This window comes from Halobellus sp. GM3 (genome assembly GCF_052545375.1).
This window is the reverse complement of the sequence record NZ_JBQWLT010000013.1, coordinates 1-24,880: the sequence shown is the minus strand read 5'-3', so window position 1 is coordinate 24,880 and position 24,880 is coordinate 1. Positions and strand designations below refer to the sequence as shown.

General features: G+C 55.5%; 16 protein-coding genes and 3 pseudogenes. 6 read left to right on the top strand and 13 right to left on the bottom strand.

All coding sequences use genetic code 11. The features are described from left to right. Window positions 1-325: 325 nt before the first annotated feature. From ACT3HL_RS15835 to ACT3HL_RS15810, 6 genes and pseudogenes are all read right to left on the bottom strand, one after another. A pseudogene (locus ACT3HL_RS15835) lies at window positions 326-666 on the bottom strand (zinc ribbon domain-containing protein); the annotation flags it as partial. Window positions 667-1,003: 337 nt separating this feature from the next. Beyond that, on the bottom strand, window positions 1,004-6,655 hold the full coding sequence (locus ACT3HL_RS15830) for a CARDB domain-containing protein (RefSeq protein WP_445087728.1): 5,652 nt from the start codon (window positions 6,653-6,655) through the stop codon (window positions 1,004-1,006). Between the two features lie 777 nt (window positions 6,656-7,432). Beyond that, window positions 7,433-8,557, bottom strand: coding sequence for a hypothetical protein (locus ACT3HL_RS15825; protein WP_445087727.1), 1,125 nt, complete (start codon window positions 8,555-8,557; stop codon window positions 7,433-7,435). A 228-nt stretch (window positions 8,558-8,785) separates the two neighbouring features. Then, window positions 8,786-9,208, bottom strand: coding sequence for a type IV pilin (locus tag ACT3HL_RS15820; RefSeq protein ID WP_445087726.1), 423 nt, complete (start codon window positions 9,206-9,208; stop codon window positions 8,786-8,788). Window positions 9,209-9,220: 12 nt separating this feature from the next. Then, on the bottom strand, window positions 9,221-9,721 hold the full coding sequence (locus ACT3HL_RS15815) for a hypothetical protein (protein WP_445087725.1): 501 nt from the start codon (window positions 9,719-9,721) through the stop codon (window positions 9,221-9,223). Between the two features lie 1,075 nt (window positions 9,722-10,796). Then, window positions 10,797-12,884: a hypothetical protein gene (locus tag ACT3HL_RS15810; protein WP_445087724.1), complete on the bottom strand. Its 2,088-nt coding sequence runs from the start codon at window positions 12,882-12,884 to the stop codon at window positions 10,797-10,799. 126 nt (window positions 12,885-13,010) lie between these two features. Between ACT3HL_RS15810 and ACT3HL_RS15805 the strand changes: the two genes are divergently transcribed. From ACT3HL_RS15805 to ACT3HL_RS15795, 3 genes are read left to right on the top strand one after another with little or no spacing between them, the layout of a single operon-like run. Further along, window positions 13,011-14,420 carry a DUF58 domain-containing protein gene (locus ACT3HL_RS15805; RefSeq protein WP_445087723.1) on the top strand — a complete coding sequence of 470 codons (1,410 nt, stop codon included), beginning with the start codon at window positions 13,011-13,013 and terminating at the stop codon, window positions 14,418-14,420. After that, on the top strand, window positions 14,417-14,965 hold the full coding sequence (locus ACT3HL_RS15800; RefSeq protein ID WP_445087722.1) for a hypothetical protein: 549 nt from the start codon (window positions 14,417-14,419) through the stop codon (window positions 14,963-14,965). Before ACT3HL_RS15805 ends, ACT3HL_RS15800 begins: the two co-directional genes overlap by 4 nt. Before the next feature lie 16 nt (window positions 14,966-14,981). Then, the gene (locus ACT3HL_RS15795) at window positions 14,982-15,854 is read left to right on the top strand and encodes a hypothetical protein (RefSeq protein WP_445087721.1); all 873 of its coding nucleotides are present in this window, start codon (window positions 14,982-14,984) and stop codon (window positions 15,852-15,854) included. A gap of 187 nt (window positions 15,855-16,041) precedes the next feature. Here ACT3HL_RS15795 and ACT3HL_RS15790 read toward each other — a convergent pair. Next, a pseudogene (locus tag ACT3HL_RS15790) lies at window positions 16,042-16,573 on the bottom strand (SDR family NAD(P)-dependent oxidoreductase); the annotation flags it as partial. A 202-nt stretch (window positions 16,574-16,775) separates the two neighbouring features. On the opposite strand from ACT3HL_RS15790, the pseudogene ACT3HL_RS15785 reads away from it, so the two are divergent. Beyond that, window positions 16,776-17,009, top strand: a pseudogene (locus ACT3HL_RS15785) (zinc ribbon domain-containing protein); the annotation flags it as partial. Window positions 17,010-17,092: 83 nt separating this feature from the next. Here the strand turns inward: ACT3HL_RS15785 and ACT3HL_RS15780 are convergent. The 6 genes from ACT3HL_RS15780 to ACT3HL_RS15755 all read right to left on the bottom strand — a co-directional run bounded on the left by ACT3HL_RS15780 (window position 17,093) and on the right by ACT3HL_RS15755 (window position 22,690). Beyond that, on the bottom strand, window positions 17,093-18,322 hold the full coding sequence (locus ACT3HL_RS15780) for an ABC transporter permease (protein ID WP_445087720.1): 1,230 nt from the start codon (window positions 18,320-18,322) through the stop codon (window positions 17,093-17,095). Further along, window positions 18,319-19,416: an FtsX-like permease family protein gene (locus ACT3HL_RS15775; RefSeq protein WP_445087719.1), complete on the bottom strand. Its 1,098-nt coding sequence runs from the start codon at window positions 19,414-19,416 to the stop codon at window positions 18,319-18,321. The genes ACT3HL_RS15780 and ACT3HL_RS15775 overlap by 4 nt, the downstream gene beginning before the upstream one ends. A 122-nt stretch (window positions 19,417-19,538) precedes the next feature. Next, window positions 19,539-20,282, bottom strand: a complete 744-nt coding sequence (locus ACT3HL_RS15770) for an ATP-binding cassette domain-containing protein (protein ID WP_445087718.1) — start codon at window positions 20,280-20,282, stop codon at window positions 19,539-19,541. Window positions 20,283-20,361: 79 nt separating this feature from the next. Continuing rightward, entirely contained in the window at window positions 20,362-21,357 is a 996-nt protein-coding gene (locus ACT3HL_RS15765) for an AAA family ATPase (RefSeq protein ID WP_445087717.1), read from the bottom strand. Further along, window positions 21,350-22,414: a DUF4350 domain-containing protein gene (locus ACT3HL_RS15760; protein ID WP_445087716.1), complete on the bottom strand. Its 1,065-nt coding sequence runs from the start codon at window positions 22,412-22,414 to the stop codon at window positions 21,350-21,352. The genes ACT3HL_RS15765 and ACT3HL_RS15760 overlap by 8 nt, the downstream gene beginning before the upstream one ends. After that, entirely contained in the window at window positions 22,415-22,690 is a 276-nt protein-coding gene (locus ACT3HL_RS15755; RefSeq protein ID WP_445087715.1) for a hypothetical protein, read from the bottom strand. It lies immediately after the preceding gene. A 129-nt stretch (window positions 22,691-22,819) separates the two neighbouring features. Here ACT3HL_RS15755 and ACT3HL_RS15750 point away from each other — a divergent pair, with 129 nt between their 5' ends. Continuing rightward, entirely contained in the window at window positions 22,820-23,926 is a 1,107-nt protein-coding gene (locus ACT3HL_RS15750) for a DUF1616 domain-containing protein (protein WP_445087714.1), read from the top strand. A gap of 45 nt (window positions 23,927-23,971) precedes the next feature. After that, window positions 23,972-24,565 carry a metal-dependent hydrolase gene (locus tag ACT3HL_RS15745; RefSeq protein ID WP_445087713.1) on the top strand — a complete coding sequence of 198 codons (594 nt, stop codon included), beginning with the start codon at window positions 23,972-23,974 and terminating at the stop codon, window positions 24,563-24,565. Window positions 24,566-24,880 lie beyond the last annotated feature (315 nt).

Sequence of the window (24,880 nt, the reverse complement as noted above, 5' to 3'; positions counted from 1 at the left end):
AATAAGGGCTGCGTACAGCGTGTTGGTCCCGCGGAGAATAGTGGGCTCTATGAAATTACAGATAAGGGGAAAGCCGTACTGAAACATCAAGATGCCTATCGTATGTCCCATACGAATTTCGATGACCTCATAACATCTGAACTAGGTCCAAGAGAAGGAGAAACAGACGAAAGGTAAACTACCCCACCCTACTTCGCTCCCCCCATACGAGGATCCCTCGTTGAGGGTGGGGCTTTGATGTGGACTCCCGGCGATCAGTCCCCCAGCAATAGGCTGGTTACTCTCGCCGTTCAACGTCACCAGAACGCGAAGCGTTCTGGTTGGCTCACGAGAGCTCCGCTCTCGTGAACGTCCCACCATTCACACGCCCGTCTACTGGTGTGTCTCCGCTCCCCGACGTGGGCGAGGAACGCAGTCTGTGTATCCGCTTGCGGGCGTATCGTAGCCCGATGTTCTTCGCGCCGTTGTAATCAGCGTTCACTTCGTACCCACACTTCTGGCACTCGAAGTGTTCTCCGTGGCGATTGTCCTCGTGGGTGAACCCACAGTCCATCCGAGAACAGCGTTGAGACGTATGGTTCGACTTGACCTGCTCCACAGAGACACCGCGCTCAGGGGTTTGTAGGAGACGTACTCGAACAGGCGTCTGAAGGCCGTGATATTGTGTCTATTTCGCCGATAAACCAAATATGAGTGTCATAACAATACGGTTGAAAACGAAACACGCGAGAGATCACCTGATGTCTCTCAAACGTCTTACTGCCTTCGTTGTTTTAGTTGAGTTACTCGGGTTGGGCGTGTTCTTTAGCTTTCTAATTGGTGCCCTAGTGGCCCACGGCGGACGCGTTACACTCGATATGACGTATTTAAATGAGGTCTGGATCGAGTACTTCGTGATTCTATCCATTGTCGGGGTCGCCCCATACGCACTCTATGTGGGCGACCAGTGGTATCAACGTCAGTGAGGAAAGAGGAAAAAGCGAGTCAGACAGTCGCAGCGAGATCAGTTATTCTGCTGGAAATACCAATAGGCCCCGCCTGCGAGGACGATCAGCGCGATCAGGATCCCAGCGAGAGAGCCGATGCCACCACTACCACCATCGTCGCCCGGTGTGGGCGTATCCGTATCGGGCTCAGGAGTATCTGTCTCTGAAGTGGGTTCTGGCGTGTCCGTGTCCGGCTCAGGCGTGTCCGTGACGGGCTCGGGTGTTGGTGTCTGTTGCTGATAGGTCACCGCGAACGGAGAGAAGCCGTCGGTCTCTGCTTCCACGACAACGTCGCCATTACTGGAGACGACTGTCGTTTCGAGATCTCGCCACTGGCCGTTGATGTAGTGTTCGACGACCAACTCGTTAGGTGTCACATCATCGGGCAGCGCAGATTCTCGGACCGAGACCCGGACAGTCGCTGTCGAGCCTTCAGCCGGATCCGGAGCGGAAATATCGACCGTCGCGATGCGCGATCGAGTGGGCTCCGGCGTCCCTTCGGGGAGATCAGTCAGTTCCTCGACGGTCACCTCACCACTCGCGCCGGGGTTCGAGATCTGCACCTGACTGACGCTGACGCCGTCAGTCAAGTCTGCGGTGGCGGTCCCGTCTGCGCCGATCTGCGTCGTCACGCGGTTCGCTACCTCGGAGCGTCGACTGCTACCGCTACCGCCAGTGTCATCACCATCATCCGTGTCGGAAGCCTCATCAACGGTCACGGAGGCGCTCTGAGAGTCGTCGGTAGTCGCCACGGTGAGGTTGATGGTACCAACGTCGCTGCTACCAGTAGTGTACGAGAGCGTCGGCGTAGCTGTTCCCGATCCGCTAATACTACCGGTACTTGCAGTGTCGACCTGTGATCCATTCACCAGAAGCCTGACCGTATCCTCGGCGGAGGCCTCGCCAGTGTTAGTGATTTCCGGGGACACGCTGATCGTGTCTCCCTCGGTCACGCTCGTCGTCGGGCTGTAGGAGGTGATCGAGAATACCGCCGGGTCCAGCACTTGGACATTAGACTGGCTGGCGGAGTCGTCGAGACTCCGCACGGTGAGATCAATACTATCTCCGTCCGTGATGTCCGGCGTGTACGAGAGATCGACGTTCTTCGATTCTCCCGCGTCGAGTTCGACGTCAGTCGAGTCGACGACTGTGGTGTCAACCACCAGCCCGACGGTTTGGAGATCGGTTTTCGTTCCAGTGTTCTCAACCGTAGTGGTAATCGTGAACTGCTCATCACGAGTGACATCACTCGGTAGAGTCGCACTCACGTCGAATTGTGAGTCCGGACGGGTCTGGAGCGGATCGTCGGCTGCAATCGAACTCCGTACGATGTAGTCGACGTTCTCTTCAGCGACGCCTGGGCTTCCCCACCAGTTACTGGTCGCGTTCACACTACTGTTGTCAATGAACGCATTCACCCCGTTGGATTCGAGCGCGTTGTTCTGTACGATAGCGCTCGGATCCACTGGGTTAGTGAGACTTCCGGGGACATTACGAACTCGGATGCCGATATCGTCGTTTCCGCGAATGATGCTCTCTCGAATCTCGTTATCCGGTGCAGTGCTGACATCGATTCCGATCGTCGAGGTGAAGACGCTCATACCGCGGATCGTGTTGTCCGGGCTCCGAATGAACATCCCTCTCGTGTCGGAACGAGCGATGCGCGTGTACTCGACGGTGGAACCACCAGTCCCATCAAGGATGATTCCTGTACCTGAGTCGACGACAGCAGAGCCGCGAATCTGGTTTCCGCCGGTGTCCGTGATGCCTCGAGTCCAGTTTTCGACACGGACGCTAGTCACGTCAGCACTGTCACCGTCCAAGGCGATCCCGGTACCGCTGCCATCACCACTGAATCGAAGACTGGAGATGGTGATATCGTCGGCCGTAACGATCAGTCCCGTGTCCGCGTTACGTGGTGACTGGATCGTCGGTCTAGCGTTAGGGTTTGCGGCTTTGAGCGTGACGCCGTCAGTCTGGATTGTGATCGCATTCCGTTCGGTGAACGTCTCGGAGGCAACAAGGACCGTATCGTCGTCTCCGCTCACAGCGTTGATACCACTTTGGATGCTGTTGAAGTCGACGGGAACGGTCGTCGTTGCCGAATCGTCACCGGCCGAGACTTCTAGCTCGCGATCGAAGGTGCCGGCGCGCGGCTCGGCCGACGGCGTCGCAGTGAGCGTGACCGTCGTGGTGTTGCCTGCTCCGAGCGAGGAGACTTGGACGTCGTCATCGATCGTCCCGTTAGCCCGGTAGTCGAGTTCGACCGTCTCGGTCAGATCAAGGTCGCCGGTGTTCTCGATCGTCGCGTTGACGTCGAAGCTCTCGCCCTGCTGGGCTTCGTCCGTGAGGACGTCTGTCGAGACGATTGCTGCGGTGCCCGGTGTTGGCTCGTTGATCGTGATCGTACCACTTCTGGACTGATTCTCGCTGGTGACGCTGTAGGTGACGTCACCAGTGTCGACATCGTCGGTGTTGAATGCGAGATCGACTGTCGTGGTGTTATCGCTATCGAGTGTCAGGCTCTCGTTGGTGTCGCGTGTCTCACCATCCACCGAGAGCGTGACGTTCTGTGTGCCAGCTAGGTCGCCTATATTCGTCACGTTGGCCGTGATGTTCACCGTCTGGCTCGTATTCAGCACCGACGCAGGCGCATCGAGGTTCGAGACGCGGAAGTACGGCTCCGGCTGATTCTCGATGGTGACCGTGTCGTCAGCTTGCGACTGTCCGTCGGGACCGAGGATGTCGACCGCGACATTACCAGTGGTACTGCCGACCGTGTGACTGAGCGTCACCTGCGTCGTTTCGCCGCCGGCAGCGGTCGCCGTCGTGCTGTCGACGACCTGTCCGTCAACTCTGAGACTCACCGTTTCTTGGGCGTCTCCATCACCGACGTTCGTCGCACGAACGGTGGCTTGGAGTTGGCTGTTCGTGGTGACCGGATCAGTAATCGAAACGAGTTCGTACTCAAGCTCTCCGGGTTCTCCGACGTCTATCGTGTCAGTTCCGGTGTCATCATCGGTGACCGCGGTCACCGTGAGCTCGCCAGCTGCCGAGGGAGTGACATCCCCATCGAACTGAACGATGCGGGCCTCGTCCGAGCCGAGTGTTACGCTCTGGTTTGCGACCTCCTCACCGGCCGCGAACAGCCGCACCTTACTCGTATTGCGGGCAACCCCGCCGACGTTCTCGACGGTGACGGCGACGTCTGCTGAGTCACCGGCGATGGCTGTGTCGTCAGCGTCGACGTTCGTCACCTCGAACTCGGCGTTCTCTTCGACGGTGACCGTATCCTCAACCACGTCGTCGTCGGTGCTGACCGAAACCGTTTGACTGCCGATGTCGGCCCTACGCGTCTGGTAACCGACCGAAATCGTCTTTTGGGTCGCACTTGCGAGGTTTGTGACCGTCGCGTTGATTTCGGTGTCGTCGAACTCAAAGACGACGGTCTGGTTCCCGGTGACGTCACCAGTGTTGTTGACCGTGGCGTCGATCGTCAGCGTGTTCCCCTCTTCGATCGTTCCGGAGGGATTCAGCGTGAAGCTCTCGATCGTGAAGTTCGGCGCATCGCCAATGTTGACACGGCGAGTCGAGGTATCATCGCTCGCATCCGTTCCGTTGTTGATCACTTCGGCTTCGACGATCTTCGTTCCACTCGTGGAGGCGTTGAGCGAGAAGCCACTGTTTGGTTTGACTGTCTCGTCTGTCGTGCCGCCAGTAAGGGCGTTAATAGAGAAGTTCTCTTCGATACTGCCGTTGAATCGAACCTGAACGAGTCCATCGCCCGGCTGTTCACCGACGTTCGTGACGTTGATCGTCGGCGAAAACGGCGTCTGGGTGTCGAGTTGACTCTCGTTGCTCGCCTCGACGATGGTCACGTCGAACTCGGCGGTACTGTTGACCTCAACTGTTCGCGTCTCGGTTTCATCGTCGCTCGCGACCGTCACCTCAACGGAAGGCGTCTGTCCCGGATTGATCGGGACTTTCACGTCGTTCAGCGTCGTGCTGCCACCTCCAGTGAGGTTGACCTCGCGACTAGTTTTCTGGGTTCCATCGACGCCGAACTGGATGGTCTGTTCAGTGTACTCGTTGCTATTCCCGAGGTTTTTGATCGTCGCATCGACGGTGATGTTGGTCTCGTTACCGGGTAGTGGCTCGTCGACACTCCCGTTGATGTCGTCGACTGTCACGTCAAAGTACGTGGTGGCTTCTTCGACAGTGACTGAGACAGTCTCCGAATCGTCATCGCTCTCCACAGTGACGTCGAACCCATCAGGTGCATCAGCGTCGAGCGTCTCGTTCTCGGCCTCGATATCCGTGATCTCACCTGCTTCGAGGGTAAACTGCTCACTCGCTAATGTATTGCCGTTGCGGGAAACCGTGACTGTCTGAGTATCGGTCACCCCACCCGTGTTCTCGACCTCAGCGACAATCGTGGCGTTCTGTCCGGCTATGACATCGAGGTCAGACTCGCCTTCGATTACGTCAACCTCGAAGTTTGCTGGCTCTCGAACTGTCACGAGTGCCGAATCGCTGTTGTCTTCGGTCGAGGCCGTGACGGTTCGCGTGCCTGCATCGCTTCCGGTTGTCTGGTACGAGAAGTCGACTTCTTGACTCGCACCTGACGATAGATTATTTATCGAGGTTTTCTTTATCTCCGTATCATCGATCGTGACCGTGAGATTCTGCGTGTCACCCACGGTTCCGCCTTCATTCGTGACGTTCGCCGTTCCGGTGATCGTATCACCGGGGTCGACGGTTTCGTTGTCCAGTGTGAGATCGACAGTGAAGTCCGCACGCTCGTTTATCGTGATCGTCGTCGATGCCGAATCGTCGGGGCTTTCAGCGCGAACGGTCGCCTCGCCGACGTCGTCTTGGGTAGTCGGGACCGAGACGAGCGTCTGAGTGCTCTCCCCCGTATCGAGGGTTTCCGTAACGTTCGCACGCGCACCATCGTTTACTGAGACCGAGACAGTATCCGTGCCGTTCGGTCCCGTGTTGGTGATGTTGAGCGTGACGCCGATATCGTCGCCGGCAGTCACCGGATCGTCGATACTCGCGATTTCGACATCGAAGTACGGTGTCGTACTCGAAACGTCGAACGTGCCGACGTCGGTGGTGATCGCACTCTTGTTGTTCTCAAGTGTCCCGAGATAGACGTACTGATAGGTCCCGTCTTCCCAGCTGTTCTTCGTTTCGACGACCAGCTGGTGGGATCCGTTCGTGCCGACGTCAGCGTCGATCGACGCGTTCAGTATCTCGTTACCGGTCCGGTTCGTCTTCGGTGCGGTGCCGTTGAGATCCTCCGCAATGAAGTCGATCGTCGCACCGAACCCAACAGCACGTGACACGCGACCGTCGCTGAGGTCGATTCCATTCACCCCAGCACCTTTCTCGATGTCGGCAACACCGTCGACATCGGCTATCGAATGCTCGAAGGTGCTGTCGTTTTGTATGTCGAAGTTGCTGTCGAGCTCATTTGGATCGACCTTGATGTTGTGACTCGAGCTAGTGAACTGTTCTTTGTTGTAGACTGCAACGACGTGAGTCACGCCGCTATCGCCGAGCTGGTTGCTGGCGTCGACGTCGAAGGTGATGTTATCGCCAGGCTCCGGCGTCGTCGGGTCTTGTGAGACGCTCGCGGGATCGCCACGTTGGACTGGCGCCACATCAGTACCGAGAAGTGTGATATCTTCAGAAACAGAGATGTTTCCAGCTTCGTCAATGCTCACGGCGTCGTTGTTCGTGGTGTCACTCGAGACAACGAAGAACACGTAATGGCCGGGTTCAGAGGGCTCGTAGGTAAAGGTGCTCTCACCTTGGGAGTCCAGAGTGGTATTCTCAGCAACGAATTCGTAAGAAGCGTTTTCGTTCGCGTTCTCCGTAGAGATAAGATCGATCGCATCGGAGAACGTATTGGGGATTCCATCACCGCTTCCGGTCACACGCGCCGCGACCACCTGTACGTCGGCGTTGGATAGATCCGAACTACCAGCTCGATCCTGCTGGAATGACAGCTCGATTTCGGTTCCCGGATTGAAAACAGCTGTTTTGGATTTTCCCAGTGACTTTTGTCCAATACCGGTTCCTTCAACGTCCAAAAACGGATTGTCTACCGTTTTAGCCGCATTGTCTGTCTCAACGCGTAACGGGAGCACCGAGCGCTCCCATACGTTGACGTTACTTGATGCCTCGAAGACTTGGTCGTCCGACAACGGGTCCGAATTTGCGGCGGACGCCGTTGGCGTGAACGTAGTGACGCTTAAGATGATACACGCCACCATCAGTATCGTGGCTACTCGTCCCATTTTGTCAGCTATATGTGTTATTGCCTCCCTAATAAGGCTTTACCTGTCGGGATGAAAATAGTAAGCACCGCCTACTGTTATCGACTTACGACTCAGTCGTGGGCTTCTGTCTTGTACCTCTGTGACTCCCGAGGTGATTCAGTGGCGACCCCGTGCTAGCAGTATCGCGACTACGAAAAGCACACCCAACAGCGTGAGGTCAAATCCGGGGGTGTTTGTTTCGGTCGTTGGAGACTGTTCGTTCGGTGTTACGACATTCATCGGAGTTGGTGTCGTATCCGTCCGTTTTGGAGTAGTTGATCCCAATGATCCCGTTGTGCCTGATGATGAATCGGTATTGTCGGTCACCTGATCGCGGGAATTTTCACTCGTCGATTGATTAGATGTAGTTGTATTGACCGTGGACGTTGCCGTCTGATTGGCGGGTGTTTGGGTCGCGGTTACCGTTTCTGTACCTTCAGTTGTTCCTGGCGGGAGGGCACCCCCGCCACCGCCACCACCCCCACCCGACTCCGACGTCGATTCGGACGTACTCCCTGACTCGAGATCGAGTGACTGCGGATCACTGATTCCGAACATCACTTTTTCGCCTAGTACTTCTTTTTCGCCACGGACGTTGGCGTAGACACGATACGAGCCTGCAGCAAGACTATCGGTATCGATTGTAGCTGTATATCGGCTGCCGTTTTCGCTTGCTGTTGCAGTTGTGTCCTGATCTTCACCGGCGACGACAACCTCTACACGGTTGTTCGTCGCACTCTGATCGATCTGATAGAGCGATACATCAACCTCGATCTCGGCTCCAACAGTTGCGGATTTCGGTGACGTAACAGAGATATCGTATCCCTTGATCACGAAGGGATGAATCGTCTCGGTCGAACCCTGCTCCTGTACTGTGAAGACATAGGTGCCGGCATCGAGATCTAGATCACTAAGATCGAAGGTCGCGGTATCATCTCCTTCCAACCGAGTTCTCTCAACTACATTCTGATCCGAATTATAGAGATAGACTTCGTATTCCTGATCTGAGTCGGGCGCTGTGACCTCAACATCGACCGAATCTCCCGATTCTGCTCTCCCTATTGCCGAAATTTCATACGTTGATCCATAGACTGCAACCTCCCGGGTGGGCGTCTCAATACTTCCGGGAATCGTTATATCGTACTCACTATCGGCAGCCACAGGATCAGATCCCCCAATAAATACACCGGAGAGAACAACGACACAGATTACGATCCCAACAGGGACCACTCGGCGTTGCATATGCTCGCCTCAAACTCTGGTATTAAAAGTCTGTTCTGATTGGGACACAGCAATGAGTGTCAGGGGAATCGTCATACACGGCGATACTGGGAGCGACAACTGATTTTGTGAACCATTCGAGGAGAAATCAACGGCTTGACCCGTGAAATGAAGCCGATCCACAGAAATCAAGGCAGAGTCCCTCGGGGTTTGACCCCGAGGCAATTCACGGAGCTTCTAATCAGGCGGTCACTCCGCTGGCGCAGTGGACCGACTCAACGTCGCGGAGCTTTCGCCCGTCTCGGATTCCCAGACCACACGCAGGGTTTCACCAGCCCAGTCACCGGTATCCTTCTCGTAGGTCGCCGAATCACCAGCACCCACTGTACCACTCCAAGACTCGGTCGCGGTCAACGATACTGATGACGTTACGTTCAACCGATCGGCATCAATCGTATCCCCGCTCTCGTGTGTCACTGTCGTCGTATTTGCGGTAGTGTTGTACTCGAAGTTGAAGCTCGCTTGGGGTGCAGTTTGCTGGAGTCCCTGCCCGAGGTTCAATACGAACGTGCCGATGACGGCCGCGAGGATGACCGTGATTGCGACCATCAGAATCACGCCGATAACTGGCGATACCGCTGAATCGTCGGTGAAAAGTTCTGTGAGTTGCATAATCGTGGGCTCTTAGCGAACGGCTTCGAGATCGATAGACTCTGGCGTAACCTCGTCGAGTTCTTTGACCACGGCCTCTTCGTGTTTGACGGTCAAACTGATCGTCAGTCCGAGCCCGTACAGGGCGATGAGGAACCAGCCGTACGCCACGATGGTTCGACTGACGAGATCAAGATTGATGGCCCACCACTCGACGGTCAAGAAGCTCCACGCGGCCAGAGCGATCACGTAGAGGTGCAGTGGTGTACTGCTCAAGAAGTGATTTTGGAAATGCCTGATTCGCTCCCGGTTGGACTGCGTTTTGAACAGGCGATACTCGTCGGAGAACCGTAGTATTCCCATCGCGATCGCCAGCATCGCACCGATACCGGCGATGGCGAGCCATCCCGTCCCAATCGCTGTGGGCGAGACATCGATACCGAATCCCATCCAAGCTGCTGACCAGCCGGCCCATACGAGAATTCCAAGTCCATACACCCGGTACAGTTGTCGGACAACCCCTGCAGGATTCATACGTATCTATGCTAATTCTAGTATGTTGGATGTTTCCCCCGTGCATATGGCAAGGGGAATCACTGCTCCTACGTGGGCAGGCGCCTGCTTCGACGACGTGATAGAGATACGAGCGCTAACCCCTGTCTTCCCGTGAGTGAGAATGTTCCGACAGGTGTCAGAACCGAGGATCGAACAGGCGGGGGTTAAGCGGATACAGCGGTCACAATCCACGGACGGTGGCTGCCCCTGATTTCTCACCGCAAGAATATTGCTGTGGCACCACACAATGAGAAGTGCTATGGAATCGGTGAGATGCCGTCCCCGAACCACAAGGGGTGGGGAACCAGCGTGGTTCCCACGGTAATGACACGAATTCCGATGGGGTCTGTTTGGCCGGGCCACAGCCCTAGACAGGAGGAAACGAGAGTTCCTCCGGTATGCTGCCGGCTCCCTTTGAGCGCGGGTTGGAACCTCGAACGCTTCACTTGGCGGAAATCCGATGGGCGGATTCCGCGTCCTTCAGGGCGTGGAAGTGGTCAAATAACTCTGCCATATATGTCTATTAGATATTATTTATGCACTATAGATATTTCGATCGGAGTCAACTACCCCGCCCTAACCGGCTACGGCGGTTTGAGGACGGGGCTTGCGTGGCTTCCAGCAGAGGTGGGTTTGCACGCCCGTCTGGACTTGTTTGCTGGCAGGTCGGACCAGCAGCGGCAATTTAATTGCCGGTGTTCTCCCGCTCGAATCCGTGTGGACACGGAGAGGCGTGTTGCGTCACGTTCGCGGTCATCGTCCCCGGCGTTGGGGCCAGTTGACTGTGACCCGTCCCACTCGAGAATCCACCGTGCTTAGACCCTCGAAAGTTGCTGTGGCCCCCCTTCACAGGGGTACTTCTGCCCGTATGGAACTATCTCACGGTTAGCGGGTCGTCATTATAACCGTTTGCGCTCGAAACGAACACGCTCCCTCCCCTCCCTACTCACTCGCTTTGCTCGTTCGTTTAGGCAGGGTCCTCCGCGCTATCGCTTAGGGTGAATTGGTGTTTGACCCCCAACCTGAAGACGGGGGTACCCGTACGCGGTCTGTGTCACTCCTTGGAAGTCGGATGTACAGTGTCAATTATCGCGGTCGCTGCAGCAACGACCTCACCGGCTCGATTTGGATCGAGAGTTCCAGCAAAGACGGCTTGTTCATAGCCGTCGATCACTGTGACAAGATCTGCCTTCTCGACATCATCGAGTTGGGATTCACAGGCCCGTCGGAATTCTCGGTGTGTGAGTGACGGAGAGATTCCAGAACGATCAGCCATTGCGGTCCGAAGTGCCGCATAGGCTGTTATAACCGACTGTTCTGGCTCTGTAGCGCTAGCTTGGAGCCCATCACGCGCACGATCAAGTAATTTTCGAGCCACTCCTGAGTGCTTATTCGCCCCGCTTGCAGCGTCGAAAGCCCCGTCTGGAGTCTCGTTGCTCGTACTCTCGCTGGGGTCACGTATCCAACGAATTGCTCCAATCAATGTGACAAGCAGTAGAACCCCGCCCCCAGTCCAAAGCAGGATATTCGAATCCCAAACATCACCTGCTGAATCACCAGTTGATGCATCTGGAAGTGTCACTTGTGTGTCCGCCGCGGCGGACGCCAAATTGGTACCACGGCCATCGAATCGAGCGGTAAGCGTCGGTGTCGTCGCATTCATCTCAAGAGCCGTTGCATCGGTCTGCCACTGATAGGCCCCTGTCTCGTTTGTGGTGACGGTAGTCACAGTCGGGCCCAATCCAAGTGTGACTGGTTGGTTTGGAATTCCCGAACCAGCCGCTGTTGTGAGTCGCCCCCGCACGGTGAGCTGAGATGAGTCGGTACTCGTCTGGACGGTGAGGGCTGTCGCTGTTGATTCCACCATAATCGATTCTGTCGCCGTGACGGGGCCAATCGCGAGCGCAGTCTGAGCGTGAGAAATTGAGAGTGTGGCTGAGCCAACCGATAGCGATGGGGGAATCCGACGAGTAAGACGTGTCGTCCCAGCTGACGTGGTCTGATTTACAGTACTGCCCGCAAGCGTCGCCGTAATAGGTAGTGCGGGAACTGGCTGGCCGTTGGTGGTGACATTCACTTGGATAGCAATCTGATCGCCGTATTGTACGGTCGACTGTGAGATAGTGGCTGTCACCGTTGGTGTGACTTGCTGGACTTCCACCGGAAACATAGTGTTACTTCCGAGATACGGTGATGCCGCGTTCGGAAGATAAGAGATGGTTGTAGAGTTTGCCGAGACGGGCAGTGTCACGGGTCGATATTGAATCGTAAAGGTCCCAGTAGCGTTCGTGACCGCTGTGTATCTGCGTTCGTACACCTGCAGTTGGATCGACTGATTTGCGATGGGGGTGCCGTTAGCTGTTGTCAATTGACCGGTGATCGCCAACGGTTCGGTGAACGACACAGCCGATTGAGTTACTGACACCTGCAGCTCTGTGGCGACGAATGTTTGTTCACGAATGCTGGCTTGCTGACGCGCAATTTGCTGTGAGACAGTCGAGATTGATTCCGGTGCGGTACCAACCTCCACACCAGATTGGGCAAGCTCACCGTATAGGTCCGTGAGAGATTGGTTGAGCTCGTTGATCTGGGTGGACTGATTCTCCAAGGTCCGCGCATACTGCCGGGCCGCCGTGGTATTCCCACTCTGGCGGGCATCCAAGTACTGCTCGTAGGTTCGGTTATATGATACAACGGTCTCAGCATACGTTTGTTGTTGCGTCGCCGTCTCGCGTATCTGCTCGCCAGTTTGATCGTCGCTCGATGTGTCTGTTTCTCCCGCAACGTCGACGTACTGTTCTAATCGAGATTCAAATTCAGGTCCTAATAGGTCCTGTCCACGTTGATATTCACTCTGGGAAATCGCGACCGCACTTCCATTCAATTGCCTAGCTAACCGACCAGACAACCACTGACGCACTGCCTCAGTGTCCCCGGATTCGCTTACAGAATCAGGGCGCTCGTGTTGCACCGTAGAATTATTCGCGTGCGCTGGCGTCGGAGTTGTCTGCTGGAATACTGGGTTGTCTGGAGTAGACTGGAGTGCAGCCACCGGGCCTACACTTACCGTAACGAGTAGCAAAACCACGAATAATATGGATATCGCATCCTGCCAATCCGTGGTCAAGCCCGATAACGTCACATCACTGTAGAAATGCCGACTCATCAAAAGCCTGTCTTTCACCGAAATCAGTCGACGAAACCCGCAAACGGTTAACCATCCCGCTGTGAAATGGCTGCTTGGATGCAGATAACGGGCCGATACCTAATGCTCCTCGGGATTGGAGTCGTCTTAATTGCGTGGAGCATACTACTCGCGAAACCGCTCATTCTCCTTGGAGCAGTTGCGATTGGGGCCTATCTCTGGACCGCGCAATATCAGTTTATTGCGCACGTGCGCGAAATCGAGACAGACATAATAGTGGACCAATCACTCGATCGAAAACGGGTGACAGCAGAAGAGGCAACCACAGGCACACTCCGTATCACGACTGAGACACCAACACCAGTATCGATTACCTCGCATCTTGCGGCCCCACTGAGTAGTGATGCGCCAGACGTAACCTGTGAACTGCCGGTTGGCGAACGGACTGTCGAAAAAGCGTTCACAGTCACGTGGCCAGTGGCCGGAAAATATGAATTCGAGAAGCCGACGGTCACGGTCACCGATCGCCAAGAGTTGTTCCAACACAGCATTCAGACCGGTACCACACCAAGTGTAACGGTCGAACCCCGAGCGCAGTCGACGATTCACGTTGGGGAGGGCGGGACACAACTCACGGCGGGCTTCGGAGAACACGATACTGGACGGACTGGAAGTGGGACCAAACCAGCTGAGCTACGCCAGTATAACCCGGGCGATGCAACAAAACAAATTGACTGGAAGGCAACGGCGCGTCTCGCCGAGCCGTACGTCCGAGAATTCGAGGCACAAACAGACGTCGAAACCGAACTCTTGGTTGACCATCAGCATACGATGGGTGATGGGCCACCAGGAGAAACAAAACTCATATTTGCGCGGCAGGTGGCCTTAGCCATCGTTGCAAGTGCACAGGAGTTTGGCGACCCGCTCGGATGTTATACAGTTGGTGATGCGGGCTTCACCAACACGTTCTCGCCCGGCACAACAGCCCGTCATTATCAACGAATCACAGAGTCGCTGCAAGAACTAATCCCAACAACACCCGTCGATGCACAGTTAGATCAGGACGCCGCTGATCCCTCTTGGGCGCGACGAACTGCGGCAAACCTTCCCGACGATGAGACCTTCGGTGAACGCCTTCGACCATTCTTTGCAACCCCAGATGCGTATGTGCTACGTATGGCAGAGCGACCACTGTTCCAAGCGGCACGGCTCGCAACAGCCCGTAATAGTGGTTCGACGCGAACTGTCATTTTCACCGATGATGAAGACCGAACCACGCTCAGAGAAACGGTCAAAGTAGCTCGCCGCGGAGAGGGACAGGTCCTCGTATATCTCACTCCCTCTACGTTGTTCACAGATACCTCACTCCGTGATGTTGACCTAGCGTATCAGCGGTATACCGAGTTTGAGCAATTCCGTCGGGATTTAACTACCCTGCCGCGAGTCAAAGCGTTTGAAGTTGGTCCAAGTGATCGACTCGCTCGGATTCTTGCTGCTGGGAGCCGGACCCGACAACGGAGGGTCGAATCGTGAGCCAACAATCTCCTTCGAATTCTGCCGAGTCGAATCTGGTGGCTCGTAGCTTCGCTGTGGTGACCACGAGGATAGATGAGCAACGAATCAATGCACATGCAGTGACCAATGTGATTATTGGATTCTCACTCGTTGTGTCGTTTTGGTTCTTGTTGGGGCCGATCGGGCTTGGAGCGGCCTTTGTCGCCGCACTCTCTTGGGTTGTGTTCCCCGCTGTCGTTCCAGTCGCTATCGGTCACATAGCGATTGTGACGTTCTCTCAAAGTCAGACTACCGAGATTTTGATCGTCGCGCACGCAAGCCTCTATGCGATACTACTCAGTGATGGGATACGATGTGGCTGGGGTCGGGACTCACAGATGCTGTTTATAGGGGTTTCGGCCATCGGTGTCATAGGCGTCTTGTTCCTTGTGAATCAGACCAGTACGCTTCTCACCGGGGTTATCCTCCTTGGAGTGATCGCCGGTGGCGCAATTCTGCTCGCTCAATTCACTGACATACTACAACAGACCGAGAAGCTCGAATCCAGTAACAATGAGCTTTAAACACCCACATTGACCAATGAGTGATAATCCTACGACAACAGAGACGACGAATTCCTCTCGTGAGGAGTTACTTACGCAACTTGAGTTACTCAATACGGAAAACCAGGAGTTGTATAATTCGTATGTTCGGGCGAAACACACGCAGTACCGACGGACCGCAATCGGACTGGGAGTAATTGGCGTTATAGCTGCTGTCAGTGGCGTTGTTATTCCGAGTGCTCAGACCATATTGTTGTCGCTCGCTGGGGTCGGGGTGTTTGGTAGTGTCCTGACGTTGTATTTGACTCCAGAGCAGTTCATCGCTGCTGATACCGGCCGTGATGTGTATTTGACGCTGGCAAGTAACGAGGAAGCACTCACCACCGAACTTGGGCTCACTGACGACCGAATCTATGTTCCAACGGGATCCCCCGAACGTCCCGTTGTACTGTTCGTCCCGCAAGTCGATGAATACGTTATTCCGGAGGCAGAACCCCTAACAGAGACCATCATCGCAACGGAGGACGCACAGAGTCGAGGGGTAGCTTTCACCCCAAGCGGTAGTCGATTATTCGAGTCCTTTCAGCAAGCTCTCGCTGGATCACTTGCTGAGACACCTGCAGAGCTTGGGTCTCAACTTACGGAAGCGTTGACAACACAGTTCGAGTTGCTTGACTCAGCTCAAGCCGAAGTGGATACTGATCTGCAAGGTCTCACAGTCATAGTAAGTGGTTCCGCATATGGGCCCGTAACACGGTTCGATCACCCCGTGGTGTCGTTCATTGCAACCGGTCTCGCCCACGGTCTTGAGTGTCCAGTAACGATCTCGACGATAGAATCCGGTGACACACGGGCAGATTACAGGATTCGTTTCGCGCTTCAGGAGATCCCGGATCAAGCAGATTCGTAGCGCAGGAACCAAGATTCGTCAGCGAAACCACGCCTAATAAGAATACGCATTCTGTCGATCAAAGTGACATCCTCTCCGCCGTAAACGGCGGAGCTTCCCACAAGTGAAGGCTTGCTGAGTTGGGAGATTTACGGTTTACCTCGCACTCGACGAGCACAGCCGGCGAGTGGCTCCGCTCCCGCCGCGGTCAGATGAATTCGGAGTTCTGTGGTCCGTTCGTAATGTGGACCTCGAATGGCTGTGTGCTGACATCATCCTGTTCGACGAGGTGCCAGTAGGTCTCGGCCATCTCATCGGGATCGAGGAGCGTCTCGTCCTCGCAGTCGCCGAACTGATCGCGGACCCCTGGCGTGTCGATCTGTCCGTCAATGACGACGTGTGCGACGTGAATCCCTTCAGGGCCGAACTCTTGGCGATATCCATCGCCATCCCGCGGGCGGCGAACTTCGAGGCCGTGAAACCGGTTGCGCCCCCGAGGCTCCGCACCGCAGAGGTCGCGCCCGTGAAGAGAACCGTTCCGCCGCCCGTCTCGAGCATATCGCCGACGGCTTCCTGCGAGCAGACGAACGCACCGCGCCCGGTGACCGCCCATGCCTGTTCGAATTCCTCAACATCCACTCCAAAAGTCCCTTCCACGCGGCGGCACTGGCGTGATTCACGAGGACGTCAATCGGCCCGAACGCCTCGCGAACCATCTTAAATCCGTCCCGGATCTGATCGGTAGTGTTTAGTTAATACTGTGAGTAATTATTTTGTGTCGCATCTGATTCGTGAGGTTTTGAGCGGTTTCACACGTCAGCGTTCGGTTCGTCGTTCGACGCTGACTAAGTTACTAACCGTTACCGCGGATCCAGTCGGGCGGGGAATTATCCGCCGTACAGGCTCCCTAAGTTGAATATTACTCTGACGCTTAACTAAACACGACCGCTGTGGGTGCGCGAACATTCTTGCCCGTCGTGCGGCTTCAAAATCGACCGAGACTGGAACGCGGCGCTCAATGTTCAGCAACGCGGTTGGAACCAACTAGGAGTGGTTCACTCCGAAGACACGCCTGCGGAGACTGCGACCGCTGCGGATACGATTGATGTGTCTGCAAGTCGCGTCGTCGAAACAGGAAGCCTCTGCCTCGAGGAAGCGGTGCAAGCCGCCGAGTAGCAGGGGTAGTTCACTCGATAGATGGTCAGTGAGTTCACTGACCTCAGAAGTCGCCATACAGAGCAATATATCCGAGATGCTAATCACCGTAAATGCTTGAGCGGCTGAGCCCGGCCGAGATACAGCGTTGCAGCCACGCCACCAATCAAACTGATTAGGACCGAGATTCCGATCCCGCCCACCAATACACGGTCCGAGAGTGACACTACGTTCTCGAATCCCGTGATAGTGAGCGTGATCTCATTCAGTACCCACACGCCTGGTACCGATAGCGCTGCCCCAAGTAGTCCACCGAGAATCCCAATACAAACCGTATTTATCACGATCACGAGGATGAGTGAGGACTGTGACGTCCCTAACGCCGTTAGTGCACCAAACGTTTCGCGATAGCGAGCAACGAAGGCCAATTGAAGGTTTGTGAGCAACAACACACCAGCCACAATGGCGAGAAGCACCAAACTCGCACCGCTGGCGATGACGATCGCCTGATCAGCGAGTGTCGCTTGGAGTTGCTCTTGGTTCGTCCGGATAGTATACTCCGGGTACGCTCGCTCAAGGGCAGCTTTACTAGCTGTGGCGTTCGCATCGTCGCGAAGCTTGACCGTTATCATTGCCGCCCGGTCACTCGCAGTCAATCCCGAAATTTCCTGTAGCTCGCTCGACGGCATTACCACCGTGGGAGCGCCGACAGTACTGGAGTACATATTCGAGATGCCGACGACAGTAAACTCGTGTTCTTGCGCGACTGAAATGGTGGCCCCAATCTGTAGGGTATCGCCTACTGAGATATTGTACTGATCGGCCACACGCTGGTCGATGATCACTTCGTGGACCATCGGCCCGTTGTAGTTCCCATCACCGTAATGGATGTCTCCCTGTTCAATTGCACGGCCCTCGCTCACCGGAATGGCATTCGGAGTGGATGCAGCGCCAACTCCGATCACCGTGTTGTACTCAGAGCCGTTCGAGCTAATGTAAACGGTCTGAAAAACGAATGGATCAGCAGTTGCGACATCTTCACGTGCGTTTAGTTGGGCTTCGACTTGATGGGCGTTAACGAGCGAATTCTCAAAAGAGCCGACGCTCCCGGGTTGGATTTCGAGCGGTCCCCCGCTGACCCACAGATCTCGGCCGGCCTGATCGAACTGTTGCTGGCCGGTATCGACCACGCCGATGCCGACGCTGACGAGTAAGACAGAGGCAAGGACGGCCATTGCCACGCCACCGACTGCCAGTCCCGTCCGTAAGCGCTCGTGACGCAAGATCGATCCGGCAATCCCAAGCAGTCCACGCCACCGTGAGAGACGACTCACTCTGACAACACCTCCAGCTGGGTAGTACGGAGACTCAACAAGACTGGGTAGATCGCTCCGACGCAGCCAATGAGGATCGCCACCCCAAGCGCATAGAGGAACATTCGCGGGTCAAAGCGAGCAACAGTGTCTAACCCAAGTGTGGCCGTCCCAAACGAGTTCACCCCGGCGATTCCGAGGGCACCCATACCGACGCCAAGAACGCCGCCTACAAGCGCAATCGCAATGGTTTCAGTGGCGATGATCAGCGATCTCGAGCGCCGTGAAAAACCCATTGCAGCGAGCATTCCGAGTTCTTGGCGACTCGCATTTACCTCTAGCCCCATCAGTGTCGTAACGAATAACACACCAACTACCAGTGCAGTCACGAGGGCTGCGAGTGCAATCGCGAGAGGGAGGCTGGAGGTCGATACCTCCTGTGCAGCAAGCCCGTTGCGTTCGACAACCATCGTTCGTGGGTACTGGGCTTCGAGGTCATCCTTGATCCGGTTGTTCGTACTGACAAGAATTTGATCCGCTTGATCGCCTGCTTGGGCACCGCTCATTGATTGCAGTTCACTCAACTGCATTAGTGCGATCGGGACTGTCCCACCGACCGATGGCGAGTCACCTTCGGAGACTGCCGTAACTGTAAATTGACGCTCTGTCGCTCGTGGTGATGAGATGGTTGCTCCGGTCGAGGCATTAAGGAGCGTCCCAGCTGCATCGTTTATCACAAGATCGCCCGTCCATTTACCGTTGTACTCCCCAGCGGCGTAATATGGGTCGTCAGGGGTCATCGACCCCGTCGATAATCCGAGGACTTCAACGTTCTCGGCGGGAATCACCCCAACGGCTAACACGTATGTTTGTTCCCCAGTTTGGGTGTCCTCAAAGGGAACCAATGTTAATCGCACTGGCGTTGCGTAGTCGATTCGCTCGTCCTCGTTGAGTGATGCTGCCGTTGTATGGACATCGCCAAGATTCAGGCCCCCGGAGCCAACGACGACGGATTCAGCGGATGATTCCTCGGGAACGATCCAGTAATCAACGTTTTCGCTCTCGATGACTGCTTGGGAGGCAAGCCCGACAGCGATACCAGTAACGGATACCATCAACCCAATCGCGAGGGCGACCCCGAGGATGCTGAGAAGCACCCGATGGGGCGACACACGGAGTCGCCCGGTGACACGCGCGATTGCCACTCCGAACAATGACTGGATGCGTTGGCGCCGACTCATACCACGCGCTCGCTGATCTGCCCATCTTGGAGGTACAGGACGCGGTCACACGCATCGATTGCTTGCTGGTCGTGGGATGCTAAGACCACTGCTCGGTCCTCTGCGGTGATCCGCCTGAGCAGTTCCAACACGCGAGTGCTAGCTTGGGAATCCAGTTCGCCAGTGGGCTCATCAGCAACGACAAGGGCCGGTTCGGTCGAAAGTGATCGGGCGATCGCAATCCGCTGTTGCTCTCCCCCTGAGAGTTCGCCAGGGCGATGCGTGGTTCGCGTATCCAATCCAACTTCTTCGAGGAGCTCGACCGCTCGTTCACGACGATCAGCTTTTGGCCAGCCCAGTTCAACGAGAGGTAACGCCACGTTCGAGCGGGCCGTCAGGGAGGAGAGCAGATGAAATCGCTGGAAGACAATCCCGACGTGTTCTAATCGAAGTTTTGTGCGGCCCCGAACGCCATACTGGTCTGTGGCGGTCCCGTTGAGTGAGACTGTCCCGCTGCTTGGGATATCTAGGGCGGCAAGTAAGTGCAGTAAGGTCGATTTCCCACTCCCGCTTGGTCCTGCAATCCCGACGACTTCGCCCGGCCGGACCGACAATGAGACCCCATCCAGTGCTTGAACACTTGGAGCTGTACCACGCCCGAAGATGTTCGCATCACCACGGGTGTATTCACGGCTGATGTCGACCGCCGACACGACCGGTCTCGTCTCGGTGTCCTGCCGTCCATCCTCTTCAGGGACCATTGATCGTTCCCTCTTCGGATACCTGTTGAATTAATGGTTTTGACACCTGCGCTATTGTGGTAGCCATACTGTTCACAACCTATTCTCCGGCGTCTGGGGTCATCGGCTCGACTTGCTCCTCGGTGATCCCCTCACTTTCTGGCGGCGAGACTGACGCAGCGATCTCGTCGACGATTTCTGTTGGTTGGACGTCTCCGAGCTCGGCATCCGTCGTGAGTACCAATCGGTGTCGAAGGACCGGTGTCAGCATCGACTTCACATCGTCGGGAATGACATAGTCTCGGTCTGCAATTGCTGCCTGAGCTTTCGCCGTCTGTAAGAGTGCCAAGGATCCACGAGGTGACGCCCCGTGTGCAACATCGGGATGCTCTCGGGATGCGTTCACAAGATCGATAATGTATCGGTGCACTTTGTCTGCGACATACACATCTGCAACGTGCTCACGAGCAGCCTGGATCTCGTCGGTAGACACCACCGGTGTGATATCCTCTGGACTCAACATCGGATTTCCATCGAATCTGGAGAGCAAATCCTGCTCTGCATCCGGCGTCGGTAGCTCAACGGTGAGCTTGAGTTGGAAGCGGTCGCGTTGGGCTTCTGGGAGATCGAATGTTCCCTCCATTTCAATCGGGTTCTGTGTCGCAATCACGAGGAACGGCGACGGAAGCTGTAACGTCTCGCCCTCGATGGAGACGTGTTCTTCGGCCATTGCTTCCAAGAGTGCCGACTGGGTTTTTGGCGTGGCACGATTAATCTCGTCTGCCACTACGACGTTCACAAATACTGGCCCCTTTTGCAGCTCGAACTCCCCTGTCTGTTCTCGATAGACGTTCGTCCCCGTAATATCAGCTGGCAGGATGTCGGGTGTCATCTGCACACGGTTGTACGAGAGTCCGCTAGCGTTGGCAAAAGCATTCGCCAAGGACGTTTTCGCTACACCCGGTACGCCTTCCAATAAGACGTGCCCGCGGGTCAGCAACGCAATTGTTAGAAAATCCGTTTCGGCGTCCATCCCCACTAGAACCGTTCGGATCTCGGCCCGGATCTCTTCTGCCAACGTCGCCGGATCAGTCATTGTCCTCCCGTTGCTGTCGCCGACTCATCAAACTATCCGTCACTCGTTCGACGCGGTCGGCATCCCACTCCGGATGTTGAGTCCGGATTCCAGCTGCAATGTCTTCGGGCGTCCGCGGGATTGGTGACTCCGGGGTGTCACGCCACGCGATGATTCGTCGACGAACCTGTGGGAGATGCGGGAGTAGTACGACTCCAATAATTGAGATGATCCCAGCGAGGAAGGCGAGCCCACCAGATTGCTGGAGCAGCAATTGCACGGCAACTAACGGCGGTACGCCCGCTGAGTGTGAAACGTCAATGAGGACGTGCTCGTGGGGTTCGACAAGCGCTTGCAGAAACATCGCGTTGTCCGCTCGCTCCAACATCGCGTTCAGAAAGAGGCTGGCATCGCTCGCGACGATGATGGTGCCTGCCCCAACTGATTCGACTGTAACTACGGGATGTTGGGTTAATTGTTCGTCCTCGTTGAGCGTTTCATCCTGGTTTTGATCACGGTAACTGAATTCTGAGGAGACGAACAGGACCGTCGCACCGTTCGGTTGGACTGTCCCACCGTGATTCAACATCAGCGACGTCGCGTTTCCCCCGATAGTATTGTTCGACACTCGCTGGGTGCGTGGAAACGCTGGTGATGGGCCGGAGAGCTGTTCATCGCGCAGTGGAACCGGATCAATCCGTGCTTCAGCCCCGAGAGAGGCTAACAATGGATTACTGTGTGCTCGATAATCATCAGCGATCAACACGGTCCCTCCTGCCTCTACAAAGGAGCGTAACCGAGCAGCTTCTCCCTCACTGTATTCTGTGGTCGGAGAAAACACGACTGCGACGGAATTTTCTGGTGGTACTTGCTGGTACTGCGTCGTATTCTGTACGATGGTTGGTTCAGCGCCCGCTGCAGTAGCCGTATCCCGAACCTCAGTTGTCCCGTCCCACGCTGGATTATACGCCCCAAACGCGGCTGTCGAGGTACTTGCAGTGACGAATACGGTCAGCCCAACCGTGATAACAAGCGCACCAAGGAGCAGACGTGGATACGAGGGCCGAGACCACGCCATTTAGATCACTCCTTGAGGGAGTATTTCGATAATTCGCCGAATCACAATATACCCAAAGACAAGCAAGCCCCCTGCGATGACCCATATGAGACGTCGTCGCCACGCTGGCGTGATTGCAAAGGGGGCTGTGAGCTCAGTAATAACCAATATACCAATCAACGAAATTACGAACACTAACTCGAAGGACAACGACCCGAGTAGCGCTAGGACGAGAACTGTCATAAGCTGCCACGCCACCGTGGCTGTAATATATCGGTGGCGGCGTCGAGTCGCCATTACTGCACACTTTCCACGAGAACATTTGTACCTACCGCTCCGTACGACTACAAGTCGTTGACAGCCGTGTTGTAGGATTCATACTCGGTACCGCCGCGCTTTTACACTGTAATCTCTTTCCCTTGGGTAATGGACCGACGGACTGTCGAATTGCAACTTCCCTCCTTCCTCCGAAACCTTCCTGCGGATCTCACAGCCGTCCTCAGTGTGACGCTCTTGACGGTCCTTTCTGTCCTCCTACCGGTGGTCAACGAGACACCGCTCCGCGTCCTCGTCGGACTCCCATTTATTCTGTTCATTCCGGGGTATGCCTTTATTGCAGCCCTGTTCCCGGAAGCGGGAAGTTCGCCTAAGGGACGTGAAAATAGTGGCGGAGCAGAATCCCCCGCTGATACCCACCGTGAGTCCGGCATTGACGGCATCGAACGGGTTGCGCTCTCCTTCGGCCTTAGTATCGCAATCGTGCCGCTGATCGGGCTTGTACTGAACTTCACGCCGTGGGGCATTCGGCTCGTACCAATCCTCACTACGCTCACGGCATTTACTGTCATCGCCACGATTGTCGCAGCTCAACAACGATGGGAACTCCCGTCTGACGAGCGTTTCGCTGTTCCGTACCGCCGGTGGGTCAGTGATGCACGAACTGAATTGCTCGAGCCAGAGACGAATGCAGACTTCGCATTGAATCTTCTGCTGGTCGCCTCAATCCTTCTTGCCACAGCAAGTGTCGGCTACGCTGTTGCCGTTCCGCGACAAGGCGAATCGTTCAGCGAATTCTACTTGCTTACCGAGAACGAAACGGGCGACCACGTCGCTGATGACTATCCAACCGAGTTCACTGCTGGGAACTCACAATCACTCGTTGTTGGCATTGGTAATCACGAACACCAGCCCGTCACCTACACTGTTATTGCCGAAATCCAACGTGTCGACATTGTCAATAATTCCACAGTCATTCGTGAATACCAGCAAGTACGCCGGTTCCAAACACGGATTGAGGCGAACGGGACGTGGCACCGGAATCATACGGTTAGTCTAGAACTCACAGGTGAACGATTACGTCTCCAGTACTTACTGTACCGCGGTGAGCCACAAACTCCGTTGAACCGATCCGCAGCGTACCGAGAGGTTCATCTTTGGATTAACGTGAGCGATCCCACTTCCGACACAAGGTCCAAGATTAGACCAATCCACCCCTCGAGTGAGCATCCATCCGCGGTTCGATCCGCTGGTTGACCGAAGTCGGTACGCTCATACCGGTTACATCCTCAACGCTAATCAATGTGGCCGTGGGGACACCTCGCTGTGGGCTATTTGTGCTATTCAGTATTCACACGATGGCGATTCCGACAGCCACCGCAGCACCGTCCCGCACTCGTTCTCGCGGTCGCGACACAACTGCCTGACCTGATCGATAAACCCCTTGCATATTGGAGTCAGATCATCCCATCCGGCCGATCGTTAGCCCACTCTCTACTCATCGTAGTCCCACTCTGGATCCTCGTTTGGCGCATATCTACTCGGTATGACGCGCGACGAATTGGGACTGCATTCTTTGTGGGATATCTCACGCATTTGCTTGGTGATAGTTACGGGGCGTTACTCACCAGCCAGTTCGATCGTGCTTCATTTCTCCTGTGGCCAATCCTCCCTGCGCCAGAATATACGACTACGAGCTTCGGCCAACATTGGATACAATTACTAACTCGTGTTCGTACTATCACGGTCCAGGGATTCCTCAGCGGAGACCTCCCAATGGTCGCATATCAAGGTCTCCTTGCTGGGTTCGTCGCTGTTCTGTGGGTCATTGATGGAACTCCAGGAATCGATCCTTTGTTAGACCGTATCAGAGATCATCTGAGAGATGCAGCGTGATGAGAGCCGATATCGAAGACTCGGGGTTTCGTGACATCGTGTGCCGTGACTCGACGATATCGAACTCTCAATGGGTTCGCCATCAGTAGAAGCCAACAAGGTGGACAATCGGACTCTGTAGACCGCCAGTGCAAGCCTAGTGCTCTGAATAGGGTCCGAGCTAAGTCATGACCGCCGTCGTCCAAAGACAAGGAAGCCTACCCAAACGACGAGTGCTACTGGAGCAGTAAATTGCCTTGGGGTCAAGCCCCGAGGCTTTCGCGTGGACTCCCGTTCTAACTGCTGAGAGCAGTAGGCGAATATTCGCCGTTCACG